This window comes from Bacteroides hominis, assembly GCF_033042785.2.
Classification (GTDB): domain Bacteria; phylum Bacteroidota; class Bacteroidia; order Bacteroidales; family Bacteroidaceae; genus Bacteroides; species Bacteroides hominis.
Window position 1 is genome coordinate 1,963,892 of record NZ_CP178829.1, and the last position, 14,911, is coordinate 1,978,802.

The 14,911-nt window shown below is 42.7% G+C and carries 12 protein-coding genes and 1 tRNA gene; 6 read left to right on the forward strand and 7 right to left on the reverse strand.

Features of this window, described 5'->3' with window-relative positions; genetic code table 11:
• Positions 1-4: 4 nt before the first annotated feature.
• The gene (locus tag R3O62_RS08305) at positions 5-772 is read right to left on the reverse strand and encodes a ParA family protein (RefSeq protein ID WP_005784850.1); all 768 of its coding nucleotides are present in this window, start codon (positions 770-772) and stop codon (positions 5-7) included.
• 504 nt (positions 773-1,276) lie between these two features.
• Here R3O62_RS08305 and surE point away from each other — a divergent pair.
• The 3 genes from surE (at position 1,277) to R3O62_RS08320 (ending at position 4,003) form a co-directional block, all read left to right on the forward strand.
• On the forward strand, positions 1,277-2,044 hold the full coding sequence (surE, locus tag R3O62_RS08310) for a 5'/3'-nucleotidase SurE (RefSeq protein ID WP_317472949.1): 768 nt from the start codon (positions 1,277-1,279) through the stop codon (positions 2,042-2,044).
• Positions 2,041-3,174: a lipid-A-disaccharide synthase gene (lpxB, locus tag R3O62_RS08315; RefSeq protein ID WP_250714279.1), complete on the forward strand. Its 1,134-nt coding sequence runs from the start codon at positions 2,041-2,043 to the stop codon at positions 3,172-3,174. The genes surE and lpxB overlap by 4 nt, the downstream gene beginning before the upstream one ends.
• An 88-nt stretch (positions 3,175-3,262) precedes the next feature.
• On the forward strand, positions 3,263-4,003 hold the full coding sequence (locus R3O62_RS08320; RefSeq protein WP_250714280.1) for a NigD-like protein: 741 nt from the start codon (positions 3,263-3,265) through the stop codon (positions 4,001-4,003).
• A gap of 110 nt (positions 4,004-4,113) precedes the next feature.
• Here R3O62_RS08320 and R3O62_RS08325 read toward each other — a convergent pair whose 3' ends face one another.
• From R3O62_RS08325 to rsfS, 3 genes are read right to left on the reverse strand one after another with little or no spacing between them, the layout of a single operon-like run.
• Complete coding sequence (locus R3O62_RS08325) at positions 4,114-4,953, reverse strand: phosphatidate cytidylyltransferase (RefSeq protein WP_005775482.1); 840 nt, start codon at positions 4,951-4,953, stop codon at positions 4,114-4,116.
• 15 nt (positions 4,954-4,968) lie between these two features.
• Positions 4,969-6,957, reverse strand: a complete 1,989-nt coding sequence (gene ftsH / locus R3O62_RS08330; protein ID WP_122296810.1) for an ATP-dependent zinc metalloprotease FtsH — start codon at positions 6,955-6,957, stop codon at positions 4,969-4,971.
• 48 nt (positions 6,958-7,005) lie between these two features.
• A complete protein-coding gene (gene rsfS / locus R3O62_RS08335; protein ID WP_005775484.1) occupies positions 7,006-7,365 on the reverse strand; it encodes a ribosome silencing factor in 360 nt (119 codons plus the stop codon).
• A 302-nt stretch (positions 7,366-7,667) separates the two neighbouring features.
• On the opposite strand from rsfS, the gene R3O62_RS08340 reads away from it, so the two are divergent.
• Positions 7,668-7,738, forward strand: a tRNA-Gln gene (locus tag R3O62_RS08340).
• Between the two features lie 143 nt (positions 7,739-7,881).
• Here the strand turns inward: R3O62_RS08340 and R3O62_RS08345 are convergent.
• The 3 genes from R3O62_RS08345 to rsmA all read right to left on the reverse strand — a co-directional run bounded on the left by R3O62_RS08345 (position 7,882) and on the right by rsmA (position 12,095).
• Positions 7,882-9,732 (reverse strand): DUF349 domain-containing protein, encoded by a 1,851-nt coding sequence (locus tag R3O62_RS08345; RefSeq protein WP_005818339.1) that lies wholly within the window; start codon positions 9,730-9,732, stop codon positions 7,882-7,884.
• 118 nt (positions 9,733-9,850) lie between these two features.
• Positions 9,851-11,191 carry a magnesium transporter gene (mgtE, locus tag R3O62_RS08350; protein WP_005775486.1) on the reverse strand — a complete coding sequence of 447 codons (1,341 nt, stop codon included), beginning with the start codon at positions 11,189-11,191 and terminating at the stop codon, positions 9,851-9,853.
• A gap of 61 nt (positions 11,192-11,252) precedes the next feature.
• Positions 11,253-12,095, reverse strand: coding sequence for a 16S rRNA (adenine(1518)-N(6)/adenine(1519)-N(6))-dimethyltransferase RsmA (gene rsmA, locus R3O62_RS08355; RefSeq protein WP_022012224.1), 843 nt, complete (start codon positions 12,093-12,095; stop codon positions 11,253-11,255).
• Positions 12,096-12,144: 49 nt separating this feature from the next.
• Between rsmA and R3O62_RS08360 the strand changes: the two genes are divergently transcribed.
• Both R3O62_RS08360 and R3O62_RS08365 read left to right on the forward strand, forming a co-directional pair.
• Positions 12,145-13,146 carry a lysylphosphatidylglycerol synthase transmembrane domain-containing protein gene (locus R3O62_RS08360; RefSeq protein WP_005810420.1) on the forward strand — a complete coding sequence of 334 codons (1,002 nt, stop codon included), beginning with the start codon at positions 12,145-12,147 and terminating at the stop codon, positions 13,144-13,146.
• A 203-nt stretch (positions 13,147-13,349) separates the two neighbouring features.
• Complete coding sequence (locus R3O62_RS08365; RefSeq protein WP_005810418.1) at positions 13,350-14,807, forward strand: aminoacyl-histidine dipeptidase; 1,458 nt, start codon at positions 13,350-13,352, stop codon at positions 14,805-14,807.
• The last annotated feature ends 104 nt before the right edge of the window (positions 14,808-14,911 follow it).

A 14,911-nucleotide genomic window follows, 5' to 3' on the forward strand; every position in this document is an offset into this window, starting at 1 on the left:
TCGTTTATTTACTATTTCTGCTTATTAGTTCCTTAGCCAGTGCCAGGTGATTTTTTGCTCCGGTAGATTCTGCATCATATAAGATAGTGGGCAGTCCGTAACTGGGTGCTTCACTGAGCTTCACGTTGCGCTGGATGACGGTTTTGAACACCAGTTCCTGAAAGTGGCGTTTCACTTCGTCATAGATCTGGTTGGCTTGGCGCAGGCGTGAGTCGTACATCGTCAGCAGGAAGCCTTCTATTTCGAGTGCCGGGTTCAGTTTTGATTTGATAATCTTGATGGTATTCAGCAGTTTGCTGATTCCCTCGAGGGCAAAGTATTCTGCCTGTACGGGGATAATCACCGAGTCTGCTGCCGTTAGGGCGTTGATTGTGATCAATCCCAGCGAAGGAGAACAGTCTATCAAAATATAATCATACTCTTCCTTTAACGGAGTCAGCACTTCTTTCAGTATCTTTTCGCGGTTTTTGAGATTTAGCATTTCAATTTCGGCGCCTACCAGATTGATGTGCGATGAAATGACTTTCAGCGAATCAATTTCAGTGTCATGAATAGCGTCCTGTACGTTGGCTCTGTCGATAATGCATTCGTAGATAGTACATTCGGATTGCTTGATGTCGACTCCCAATCCGGAAGAGGCATTTGCCTGTGGGTCTGCATCAACAACCAGTACTTTCTTTTCAAGCGTAGCCAGCGAAGCTGCGAGGTTAATCGTAGTCGTTGTTTTTCCTACACCACCTTTTTGATTGGCCAAAGCAATTATTTTTCCCATATTATCTAAATTTATTGGCAGCGAAATAAGTGATAAATCCTCAGAGCGCCTACTAAAAAATAGAAACTTTGCTTAATCTGTTGATAAGTCACCTGTTTTGTTAATAACTGCCAGGCGAGATACGGGCATTTTTTCTCTTTTTAGCTCGCAAATATACGTATTAAAATTGAATATCAATTCCTTTTTTTACTCACTTGCAGAAGATTAAGATTTGTAAACGGGTAGTCTGCATGGCTAACCATCAGATGGTTTCAAGACTTCCATTAAGAGTTAGCTGATAAAACATCCCCATGTTTTTGATAACAAGATCCCCATGTTATATCTAATAACATCCGGATGTTATTGTGAAGAACATCCGGATGTTTTACACTCTTGTTTCTTATCTGCTGTGAATACAATATTAATAGACCTTCGCTTTCCTATTTGGTTCTGTTGTCGATACAAGTTCTTTTTGCTACTTTTGTGCATTTCGAAAACATAAAATAATAGATAAGGTAAGATTGTATGGAAAATAAAAGGCCTTTGATCCTCGTTTCCAATGACGACGGTATTATGGCAAAAGGTATTAGTGAACTGATTAAATTTCTTCGTCCGCTGGGCGAAATCGTAGTAATGGCTCCTGACGCTCCCCGTTCCGGCAGTGGATGTGCACTGACGGTGACACAGCCGGTGCATTATCAGTTATTGAAAAAAGATGTGGGGTTGACTGTTTATAAGTGTTCTGGTACGCCGGCCGATTGTATAAAACTGGCACGAAATCAGATACTTGACCGTGAACCCGATCTGGTTGTCGGTGGGATTAATCATGGTGACAATTCTGCTACCAATGTACACTACTCCGGCACGATGGGGGTTGTAATCGAAGGTTGCCTTAACGGAATTCCTTCTATCGGGTTTTCTATTTGTGACCATGACCCCGGAGCTGATTTTGATGCTGCAGGACCTTATGTGCGGAAAATAGCGGCAATGGTTCTTGAGAAGGGACTTCCGCCACTGACTTGCCTCAATGTGAATTTTCCCAATACTCCGGAACTGAAGGGAGTGAAAATCTGCGAACAGGCCAAAGGGCACTGGAGCGGAGAGTGGCAGGCCTGTCCACGGAGAGACGATACGAATTATTATTGGCTGACCGGAGAGTTTATCGATCACGAACCGGAGAACGAGAAGAACGATCATTGGGCGTTGGCCAACGGATATGTAGCCATCACACCGACGGTAGTGGATATGACTGCTTATCATTTTATGGACGAATTGAAATCCTGGGAATTATGAAATACTATCTGATTGTTGGCGAAGCCTCGGGCGATTTGCATGCTTCTCACTTGATGGCTGCACTGAAAGAGGAGGATCCGCGGGCTGAATTCCGTTTCTTTGGCGGTGATATGATGGCTGCTGTAGGAGGAACGATGGTGAAGCATTATAAGGAGCTGGCTTACATGGGCTTTATTCCTGTATTGCTGCATCTGCGAACCATCTTTGCCAACATGAAGAGATGTAAGGAGGACATCGTGGCATGGGCGCCGGATGTTGTTATTTTGGTGGATTATCCGGGCTTTAATCTCGATATTGCCAAGTTTGTGCATGCGAAAACGAAGATTCCGGTTTATTACTATATTTCTCCCAAGATTTGGGCATGGAAAGAATATCGCATCAAAAATATAAGAAGAGATGTAGATGAGCTTTTCTCCATTCTCCCTTTTGAGGTTGAGTTTTTTGAGGGGCATCAATACCCGATTCATTACGTTGGTAATCCGACGGTGGATGAAGTTACCGCTTTCAAGGCTGCAAATCCGGAAACATTTGCCGATTTTATCAGTGATAATGAGTTAGCGGATAAGCCTATCATTGCTTTGCTTGCCGGAAGCCGGAAGCAGGAGATTAAGGATAATCTCCCCGATATGATCCGGGCAGCCTCGGCTTTTCCGGATTATCAGCTTGTGCTGGCTGCCGCTCCCGGCATTTCTCCGGAATACTATGCTGAATTCGTAAAAGGGACAAATCTGCAAGTAATCTTTGGCCGGACTTACCGCTTGCTTCAACAGGCGGATGTCGCTTTGGTGACATCCGGAACTGCCACTCTTGAGACGGCACTTTTCCGCGTACCGCAAGTGGTTTGCTATCATACTCCCGTAGGGAAGCTGGTGTCTTTTCTCCGGAAACATATCTTGAAGGTGAAGTTTATCTCGTTGGTCAACTTGATTGCCGGACGGGAAGTAGTCAGGGAATTGGTGGCTGATACGATGACGGTGGAGAATATGCGGAACGAGCTGAAACGTTTGTTGTTTCAAGAAGACTATCGACGGAAAATGTTGGATGGTTATAAAGAAATGGCACGGTTGCTCGGACCGGCAGGAGCCCCGAGGCATGCTGCACGCGAAATGGTGAAATTGCTTAAAAAATAGTTTTTTATTCAATAATAGGACAGAAACCGGTGCAGTAAATGCCCGGTTTTTTTATTTATAGGGTAAAAGGAATAAATTAAGAATAGATATGAAAAGAGTTAAACTACTTTGGGTGGCAATGCTGACGCTGATACTGCCGGCATTGCAGTCGTGTGATGACGGTGACGGTTATTCATTGGGCGATATAGCAAGAGACTGGGCTACAGTCCGGGTAGTCGGTGGCGATACTTATGCACTGAATGCCGACCATTGGGGAAGTCTTTGGCCTGCTGCGACCGCGATTCCGGGCTATAGGCCGATAGACGGACAGCGTGTGATTACTTATTTCAATCCTCTTTATGATAATTATGAAGGATACGATCATGGGGTAAAAGTAGAGTGTAACTATGACGTCCTGACCAAACAAATAGAGGACCTGACTGCCGACAATGAAGCGGAAATAGGCAATGACCCTGTTCTTGTATATAAAGATATGATGTGGATTGGAGGCGGATATCTGAACATCATTTTTCGCCAGTGCTTACCGGCCAGAGAAAAACATCGCTTCAGTCTGGTTCGCGATACGCGAAACATGGCTAAAGATGGTGATGACGGGTATATCCATTTGGAATATCGTTATAATACGTATGGTGATGTGACTAAGCGTTGTTTAAACGGTGCGGTATCTTTTAATTTGAATTCGTTGGATCTGACCGGTAAGAAAGGCATTAAAGTGAAACTGAATTCTGTTGAAAACGGAGAAGTTGAGGTAGTCTTTGATGTAAAAGAACAGCCGATACCCGAGGGTGCAAAGAATATAGAGCTTTCAAACGAAGTTCAGGTAATGTAAAAAGGGTGAGTTGTAAATAACGGGCTACAAACGGAAGTTTCGCTATATTCTGCGAGATGCTTTACGTTTGTAGCCCGTTTTTATTTGCGGCTATTATTTTTTTATCGATTTTAGAACAGGGTCAGTGCATATAAGTAGACAACTCCTGCCGGTATGGCCATAAGCGAACTGTCGAAGCGATCGAGCATACCACCGTGTCCCGGCAAAATGCTTCCAGAATCTTTAATTTGCAATTGACGTTTCAGAAGTGACTCTGTTAAATCTCCCCAAGTTCCGAAAATAACAACGACCAGTGCCAACCCGGCCCACTCAGCCCAAGTCATGACCGGAAAGAAATAGGCAAATGCAAACGAAGCGGCAATGGCTACGATACCGCCGCCGATAGAACCTTCCCATGACTTCTTCGGAGAAATACGTTCGAATAAACGATGCTTGCCAAACAGAGAGCCGAAGCAGTAGGCGCCCGTATCATTCAGCCATAGAAATACAAATATAGAAAGCGGTAATATCGGATTATAAGAAACGCTGGTTGTTTCCGGATCATTCTGGAAAGCGAGTACATTCAGCAAAGCAAAAGGGAGAGCGATATACATCTGGCTCAACATGGAATAAGCCCAGTTGAGTACCGGATTCTTTTTCTTAAGGTATAATTCGCTTACCATCAGGTAAATGAGCAATACCAGATAAGGAATGAATATTTTGGAATCGGCAGCATCGATGCAGAATCCCATGAGAGCAAGGAACAGATAAGCTCCTCCCAGCATGGTGATGGTCCGGTTGATGGCTACTTCTCCCGATTGATTGACAAGATGACCGAACTCACGTATGGTCAAAGCACTGACAATAACGAAAAGTGTTCCGAAAGCCAGTGGATCGTACAGTATACAACCCACTATGATGGCTACAAATAATATTCCTGTTATGGCGCGTTGTAAAAAGTTGTTCTTCAAGGTGCTGTTACATTTTTAGTTTTGTGATGCCGCCGGTTCTTGTTGCCCATTGTCTTCTTGAGACTCTGTTGCTTGTGGAGTATCGGTATCTTCTCCATCCGTAGGGTGGGCGGTATTTTCTTGTTTGCTATTGGCTGCCATGATCTCTTCCGAACGGGAAGCCCAAGGACGTTTACCGAAGATACGTTCTACGTCTTCGGCAAAGATTACTTCTTTATCGATCAGTAGCTGCGCCAATTCGTTGTGCTGCTCTTTGTGTTCCGAGAGGATTTGTTTGGCACGTTCATATTGTTCGTTAACCATTCTTTTCACCTCTTCGTCAATCAGTTCGGCAGTCTTTTCGCTATACGGACGTTGGAACGAATACTCATCATTATTATAATAGCATAAGTTCGGCAACTTTTCACTCATTCCCAAGTAGGCGATCATGCCATAAGCCTGTTTGGTCACACGTTCAAGATCATTGGCAGCTCCACTGGATACGCGGCCAATGAAGAGATCTTCTGCTGCGCGTCCGCCCAGAGTGGCACACATCTCATCGAGCATTTGCTCTTTGGTGGTAATTTGCCTTTCTTCCGGCAGATACCATGCAGCTCCCAATGCGCGTCCACGAGGAACGATGGTTACCTTAATCAATGGGTTGGCATATTCCAATAACCAAGAGATGCTTGCGTGTCCGGCTTCATGCAAAGCAATAGAGCGGCGTTCGGCTTCCGTGGTGATTTTGGTTTTCTTTTCAAGTCCACCGATGATACGGTCTACAGCATCCAGAAAATCCTGTTTGCCTACGAATTTCTTTCCATGTCGTGCAGCTATCAGGGCTGCTTCGTTGCATACGTTTGCAATATCAGCTCCCGAAAATCCGGGAGTCTGGCGGGCAAGCAGATCTACATCTACTGTATCGTCTATCTTAATGGGGCGCAAATGCACACCAAATACTTCTTTACGTTCGTTGAGATCCGGTAAATCTACATGAATTTGCCGGTCGAATCGTCCGGCACGGAGTAATGCTTTATCGAGTACATCCACACGGTTAGTGGCTGCCAGAATAATAACACCGCTGTTTGAGCCGAAACCGTCCATTTCAGTTAGCAGCTGGTTCAACGTGTTCTCACGTTCGTCATTGCCGCCCATCGCAGGATTCTTGCCGCGGGCACGTCCTACGGCATCAATCTCATCGATGAAAACAATACAGGGAGCCTTTTCCTTAGCCTGTTTGAAAAGGTCGCGTACGCGGGATGCACCTACACCGACAAACATTTCAACGAAATCGGAACCGGCCAAAGAGAAAAAAGGTACATTGGCTTCACCGGCTACAGCCTTTGCAAGCAATGTTTTACCTGTTCCCGGAGGGCCTACCAGCAAGGCGCCTTTAGGAATTTTACCTCCCAAATCCGTATATTTCTGGGGTTCTTTCAGGAATTCGACAATCTCTTCTACTTCCTGTTTGGCTTCTGCCAGTCCGGCTACATCTTTAAATGTCACTTTGATGGATCCACCTTTCTCAAAGAGCTGTGCTTTCGATTTTCCTACATTGAATACGCCACCTGCTCCACCACTGGCACCACTGCCCATGCGGCGCATGAAGAATATCCACAAGGCAATCAGAAAGACAATAGGCAGCACATTCCAAAGTATTGCGCTGAAGTAGTCTTTCTTCTTATCATAGCTGACAGAACCGTCGAAGTGTGTTTCTTCTTTCTCCTTTTGCAGGAAGTTATCCAGATTTTCGCGTGAAGGAGCTTCGGTGGTAATCATCGGATTCCGGCCTACACGTGTAGAATCTTGTTTGAATACAGCTCCTACGTACTGTGGCTTAATATAAATTTCAACTGTGTTGTCATCATAGCCAATCACTTTACTGACATACCCGTCACGTACGTATTGTTGGAATTCATCATAAGAGATGTTCTTGTTAACAGAACTGTTTCCGTTAGCGAAATACAGCCCTAAAAGCATCAGGGCGATAATCATATACATCCAGTTCAGATTGAACTTGGGCATATTTACTTTATTGTTGGTTTTCTTGCTGTTATTGTCCATACTGATAGATTAATCAATGTCGGGAATAGTAATTAGTTTGGCATCTGCCCACAGGTGCTCCAAATTATAAAAGTTTCTGGCCTCCGGCAGGAATACGTGTACTAATACGTCAGAAAAGTCCATAGCTACCCACTCTGCGTTTCGTTGTCCATCGATGGCAGAGGGTTTAGTGCCGGCACCTTTTCGGGTAAATTCTTTTATGGAATCTACGATGGCAACGACCTGGCTGGGGGAGTTCCCCTGACAGATTACAAAGTATTGGCATATCGTGTCGTCAATGTTTGTCAGATCTGCTATGACAATGTTTTTACCTTTTTTTTCTTGTATACCTTCGGTTATCTTTTCTATTAATACTTTCGTTTCGTTCATTTATAGGTTGAAATTAAATAATCAATGTTTAGTTTCTGTTTATAACAAGGAAGGGGCATTCTTTGTTTTCCTGTCATAAACGTGATATTTTTTACAAATATACGCTGATTTATTGTATCAAGGAAAGTTATATGCTAAATCTATTTCATTTTTTGTTTTTTTTTAGGGATGCATCTCTTTGGAATCCGGCGTATTAGATATTTTTTTGCAAAAAAAGAGCGAAAAGTATTTGTGATTAAAAAAAACTTTGTACCTTTGCAACCGCAAACGAGAAACAAAGGATGTGAATCGTTAAGCGACATTGGGCTATGGTGTAATGGTAACACTACAGATTCTGGTCCTGTCATTTCTGGTTCGAGTCCAGATAGCCCAACAAAGAGAGCGAAGTTTTTATATAAAACTTCGCTCTCTTTGTTGGTATTCTTTCCTATCTCTAATTTTCGTATATAAAAAAAGCGAATCAAAGCGGCTTATGCCTCCTGATTCGCTTTACATAGAACTAAAAATTATTTTCCTTTATTCTTCTTTGATTGATTCATCAATTACCTTTATCTTCTGCAATACCAATTCCAGATCAGCTTTGAGCTTTTCTACCTTACGGTTAATTTCGGTCAAAAGGCTGTTTCCTTTTTTGGAAGAGGTAGTGAGGAAGCCCAAGTTGTTTTCATAGGTCTGGAGTTCGTTTTTCATGTTCTCGTACGTACGAACCAATTTTTCGCGTTCACGATAAATAGATTGCGAACCTCCACTTTGAATATTACCGATAGAAGATTTGAAATTACTCAGTTTCTTGTTCGATGCACTGATATTGAATCGGTCGAAAAGCTGGTCAATCAAACCGTGATATTGCTTATAAAGCTTATCTTTCTCTTTGAAAGGAACATGCCCGATATTATTCCATTCTTTCATCAATTCACGAACTTCTTTGCTTGCTTCATCAGCATCTGTTGTTTCGTCAATTGAGGTTAATTGGGCTATGATTGCTTTTTTCTTTTCCAGATTTTCTTGTTCTACAGAACGTTGGGAAGAGGTGGCTTTGCCCTTTTGTTCAAAGAAGTAATCACATGCAGTGATAAAACGTTTCCAAACTGCATCCGAATATTTTTTAGAAACAGGGCCGATTGTTTTCCACTCTTTTTGTAGTTTAGTCAAGACTTCGGCTGTTTCTTTCCAGTCGGTACTATCTTTCAGAGCTTCTGCCTTTTCACATAATGCTTTTTTCTTTTCCAGATTGGCATTCATACCCTCTTTCAGAGACTTGAAGAATTCTCCTTTTTTCTTGAAGAACTCGTCGCAAGCTTTACGGAAACGCTCAAAGATTTTCACGTTCATTTTCTGTGGAGCGAAACCGATTGTTTTCCATTTGTTTTGCAGGGCGATTACTTCTTGCGTCTTGGTTTCCCATGCAGCAAATGTTTTCAGTTGATCGAATTCGATTGCTTCTACTATTTCGCAAATAACTGTTTTCTGATCCAGATTATGCTGTTCGCTCTCTTTTAATGCTTCGAAATGTTGCTGATGACGACGATTGACAGCAGTAGAGGCAGCTTTGAAGCGGTTCCATATTTCGTCACGCAATTCTTTGGCAACCGGGCCGGTATCGCGGAACTCTTGATGTAGTTTCTGTAATTGATGGAAAGCGGAGACTACATCTTGTTCGTCGGCCAGTTTCTCTGCAGCTTCACAAAGGTGTGTCTTGATTTCCAGATTCTTCTTGAAATCATATTCCCTGAATTCATTATTCAGTTTTAGTATATCGTAGAACTTCTCAACATACAGTTGATAATTCTTCCACAACTCGTTTACTTTAGCCTGTGGTACCAGCTTTACTTCATTCCACTGTTGCTGTAGCTTTTTAAATTCATTGTAGGATTTATTGGCGTCATCGGGTGATTCCACCAGTTCTTTTAATTCTTCGATAATCGACAGCTTGACCTGAAGATTCTCTTCTTTCTGTTTTTCAATCTCAGCAGCCAAAGCACTTCTCTTCTCTTTGATGGCTGCCATTAAACTTTTGAATTCTTCTTCTACACCGTTAGGCTGTGCAATAAATTCATCTTCGGCACCACCATTTTCTACGAATAACTTTTTCGCAGCCTCGAGTTCGGCATTATGAATTTTATAGAAAGTCTGCTTTAAACCATCCAGCTCCTGTTTACTTGCATTTTCAGCATCTTGGGCAACTTCTTTTAATCGGGACAGCACTTCTTCTTTAGTGTTCAGTCTTGAACCTGATTCGGTTGATTTTTCAGCAATCGTTTCTTCAGCCGGAGTTTCTGTAATCTCTTCAGAAACCTCAACTGCTTTTTTTTCTTCTTCTAATTCCCCTTGTTTCAAAGGTTGGTTAGTGTCATGAGAGTCCATCATTGTATATTCGTTTTTAGGAAAACAGGATTTGTCCTTAAATCCATTAGGTCACAAATTAATGAAATAAAATGATTACTTCATACTATTTTCCTTTATTTTTTTTCATTATAGCTGTTTTTTACGATAATAACACCGTAATTCCCATGTACATCATCATACCAATGATGTCATTTGTAATGGCAATAAACGGCCCTGTAGCTATAGCAGGATCTATTTTCATCTTTTCCAGTGTCATTGGAACCAGAGTACCGAAGATGGAGGCAAACATCACTACTGAAAACAGGCTGATGGATACCGAATAAGTAACAGTGGCCGTTGCACCGAAACGAATGAAATTATAGGTATATACCAGTAAAGAGATGATTGTGGCATTAATCAATGCAACTACAGCTTCTTTGCTGACTTGCTTGAACGTGTTTTTAGCATCGAGAGAACTGTTTGCCAAGCCTTGTACGACAAGTGCCGATGACTGGGTTCCCACATTTCCACCTGTACCGCCAATTAACGGTATGTAAAGAGCCATTTCGGGATGTGCGGCGAAAGTAGAATCAAAATTACCTAATATCATAGAGTTACCTATGCCGCCAATCATACCGATTAATAGCCAGGGCAAGCGGGCTGTAGTCTGACGAAGTACATTGTCGTCCGTTTCTACATCCTGCGAGAGACCGGATGCCAATTGGTAGTCGCGCTCCGATTGTTCACGAACCTCGTCCATGACGTCGTCGACGGTAATCTGTCCTACCAACCGGCCGATGCTGTCGAGAACCGGGATAGCAACCAAGTCATACTTTTCGATAATTTGTGCCACTTCATCGATAGGTGTGTCTACGTGTACGGAGATAGGGTCTTTCTGCATCACATGTTTTACTTTGGATACAGAGGGTGACGTAATCATCTTTTTCAGTGGAAATATTCCGCGAAGACGTTCGTCATCGTCTATCACGTATACATAATAGATGTCATCAAGTTCTTCTGCCTGTTGACGCATTTCTTTCAGGCATTCGGGCATACTCCAGTTTTCGTTGACGGTCACCATTTCCGTACCCATCAAACCACCGGCGGTATTTTCGTCATATTTCAGCAGGTCGACAATGTCTCCTGCCTGTTCGATGTCTTCAATGTGCGAAAGTACCTCTTCCTGCTTGTCTTCATCCAGTTCGCGCATCAAATCTACGGCATCGTCCGTATCCATATAGTCAACGAAACGTTTGGCAATGGTTTCTGATGGCAGGATGTCAAGAAACTCTTTACGAACATCCTCGTCCATTTCTACAAGTACGTCCGCGGCAGTTTCATTATCAAGTAATCGATAGACGAAGCGGGCTTCTTCCGGATTCAATTCGTTACACAACTCCGCTATATCAGCAGGGTGCAGATCGATAAGAAGCTCTTTTACTTTATCGGCATCTTTTTCTCCGATAAGCTCTTTTACGTTGTCAATGTATTCTTCGTTCATAATTACATCCTTACCTGCTTCCCGTAAATCGAGGAAGTCACGTTTAGTATACTACGTTTGTTCAGTCCGATAATCCGGCTTCCCCATTGGGAATTTCTTTTTGAGAAGTTGCTTCTATCGGGGACTTCAGCGCTTGTTCCACCCGGTTTGTCAGGTCTATAAACTCCTGTACCGAGAGTTGTTCAGGGCGTTTGTTGAATAGAGCGTCTTCTGTCAACGGGCAATCTTTACCCAAGATCGGTTTGATGGAGTTTCGTAATGTCTTTCGACGCTGGTTGAAAGTAGTTTTCACTACCTGTTTGAATAGCTTCGGATCACAACCAAGGTCTTGTACCTCGTTACGTGTCATTCGTATGACTGCACTCTTCACTTTTGGAGGTGGGTTGAACACATGTTCGCTTACAGTGAAAAGATACTCTACCCGATACCAGGCTTGTATCAGAACGCTGAGAATGCCATATGTTTTACTGCCCGGCCCGGCCGCAATGCGTTCGGCTACTTCCTTTTGGATCATTCCTGTACAGCAAGGAATCAGGTCTTTGTTATCCAACATTTTGAAAAATATCTGGCTGGATATATTATAAGGATAGTTTCCAGTTAATGCGAACGGATGTCCGCCAAATAAACGTTGCAGGTTCATTTTCAGGAAGTCATCCTCGATGATGTTGTCTTCCAGTGACGGATAGGCTTCTCGCAGATAGGCTACCGATTCATAATCGACCTCCACCACTTTTACCAACCGTTCTTTTTTGACAAGGAACTGAGTGAGCACACCCATTCCCGGCCCAACTTCCAGAATCGGCAGTTCGGGGAATGTATCTACTGTATCGGCAATGTCCTGTGCCACTTTCAGGTCTTTCAGGAAGTGTTGCCCGAGAAACTTTTTAGGCTTTACTAATTTCATTTATCAACTAAATAACTACTTTTGCAGCAGACAAAGGTAATTCTTTTAAATGAAGAATAAAGAATTAGGGATGAAGAAACTAATAAAAAAGGCACTGAAACTTATCTTACCATTGGTTTTGGGAGGCTTTATCTTATATTGGGTCTATCGTGACTTCGATTTTGTAAAAGCCGCGGAGGTTTTGCAACACGGCACAAACTGGTGGTGGATGGCTTTTTCACTTCTTTTCGGCATATCGGCACAAGTGTTTCGTGGTTGGCGTTGGCGTCAGACGCTGGAACCTTTGGGAGCGTTTCCCCGAAGAAGTGATTGCGTCAATGCCATTTTCATTTCGTATGCAGCCAGTTTGGTGGTGCCGCGGGTAGGGGAAGTGAGCCGGTGTGGGATACTTGCAAAATACGATGATGTTTCCTTTGCTAAATCTTTAGGTACTGTGGTAACCGAACGTCTGGTAGATACACTGACTATTCTTTTGATTACCGGTGTCACGGTTTTGTTGCAAATGCCTGTATTTGTCACCTTTCTTGAACAAACCGGTACGAAGATTCCTTCATTGATGCATTTACTTACGTCTGTTTGGTTCTATATCATTCTGTTTTGTGGAATAGGAGTTGTTGTGCTATTTTATTATTTGATTCGTACCCTTTCTTTTTTCGAGAAAGTGAAAGGAGTTGTACTGAATGTTTGTGAAGGCATTATGTCACTGCGGAATGTGAAAAATCTTCCGCTTTTCCTGCTTTATAGCTTTTTGATTTGGCTCAGCTATTTTCTCCATTTTTATTTCACTTTCTATTGTTTTGCTTTTACGGCACATCTGGGACTTCTTGCTGCATTGGTCATGTTTGTCGGAGGAACATTTGCCGTAATTGTTCCTACTCCGAATGGAGCCGGTCCGTGGCATTTTGCAGTGATCACCATGATGATGCTTTATGGGGTAAATGCGACAGATGCCGGAATATTTGCATTGATCGTTCATGGCATTCAAACCTTATTGGTCGTTTTATTAGGCATTTACGGGTTGGCGGCTATTTCCTTTCTCCGACGAAAATAATATTTGCTGATAACAATTGTGTTTCAGGAAATGCGCTTTGCTGACTTAAAACAATATGTGTGTTATTGCTATACATATTTAATCTGTAAATCCGGTTTTTGAACTTTTTTTATTTGAATTTCTTCCGGTAATTCTTTCTTTTCCATTCTTTTTAGTAGCTTTGACCTTTAGAAATTGATTTAAAACCTATAAATAATTCATTTATGAGCACAATTCTTGATTTAGCTCCACAAAATGTATGGAAGCACTTCTATTCTTTGACGCAGATTCCGCGTCCGTCGGGACATATGGAAAAAATTACCGGGTTTCTGGTAAATTTCGGTAAAGGTCTCGGCTTGGAAACCTTTGTAGATGAAGCCGGCAATGTGATTATCCGTAAACCTGCCACTCCGGGGATGGAAAATAGAAAAGGAGTAATCCTTCAGGCACATATGGATATGGTACCACAGAAAAACAATGATACTGTTCACGATTTTGAGAAAGATCCGATTGAAACTTATATAGATGGTGAATGGGTGAAAGCTAAAGGTACTACACTTGGAGCCGATAATGGTTTGGGAGTAGCTGCTATCATGGCTGTTCTTGAAGATCAGAATCTGAAACACGGACCGTTGGAAGCTTTGATTACAAAGGATGAAGAAACAGGTATGTTTGGTGCTTTTGGTCTGAAACCGGGTACTGTGAATGGAGAAATACTGCTTAATCTCGATTCTGAAGACGAAGGTGAACTTTACATCGGCTGTGCCGGTGGTATGGACGTTACCGCATCTCTTGAGTATAAGGAAGTGGCTCCGGAAGATGGTGATATTGCCATTAAGGTAAGTTTGAAAGGTCTTCGTGGCGGTCATTCCGGACTGGAAATCAATCAGGGACGTGCCAATGCCAACAAATTACTGGTACGTTTTGTGCGTGAAGCTGTAGCAAGTTATGAAGCTCGCCTGGCAACTTGGGAAGGTGGAAATATGCGGAATGCCATTCCCCGTGAAGCCCATGCAGTAGTAACTATCCCCGCTGAAAATGAAGAAGAACTATTGGGTTTAGTGAAGTATTGCGAAGATATTTTCAATGAAGAGTATAAAGCAATCGAAACTCCTATCAGCTTCACTGCCGAGCGGGTAGAACTGCCTGCAGGAGAAGTACCTGAAGAGATTCAGGATAATCTGATCGATGCTATTTTTGCTTGTCAGAATGGTGTGATGCGAATGATTCCTACAATTCCCGATACAGTAGAAACCTCTTCAAATCTGGCAATCATTAATATTGGTGGTGGAAAAGCTTCTTTCAAGATTCTGGCACGTAGTTCCAGCGACAGCATGAAAGAATGTCTGACTACCAGCCTTGAATGTTGCTTTTCTATGGCGGGTATGAAAGTGGAGATGACGGGAGGATATTCCGGATGGCAACCCGACATCGATTCTCCGATTCTGCATGCAATGAAAGAATCTTATAAAAAGCAGTTTGGTACAGAGCCGGAAGTGAAAGTTATTCATGCCGGGTTGGAATGCGGTATCATTGGGGCTATTATTCCTGGACTGGATATGATTTCATTTGGCCCTACACTGCGTTCACCGCACTCTCCTGATGAAAGAGCCTTGATTCCGACTGTGCAGAAATTCTATGATTTTCTGGTTGCTACATTAGAACAGACACCGATTAAATAAAGGTTCATCAGCGAATATACGAATGAGGGGCAAGCGTTACAAGCGTTTGCCTCTCTTCTTTTTTAAGGATCTCTTTTTGTTTTCCTGTTTCATGACGACTTGTC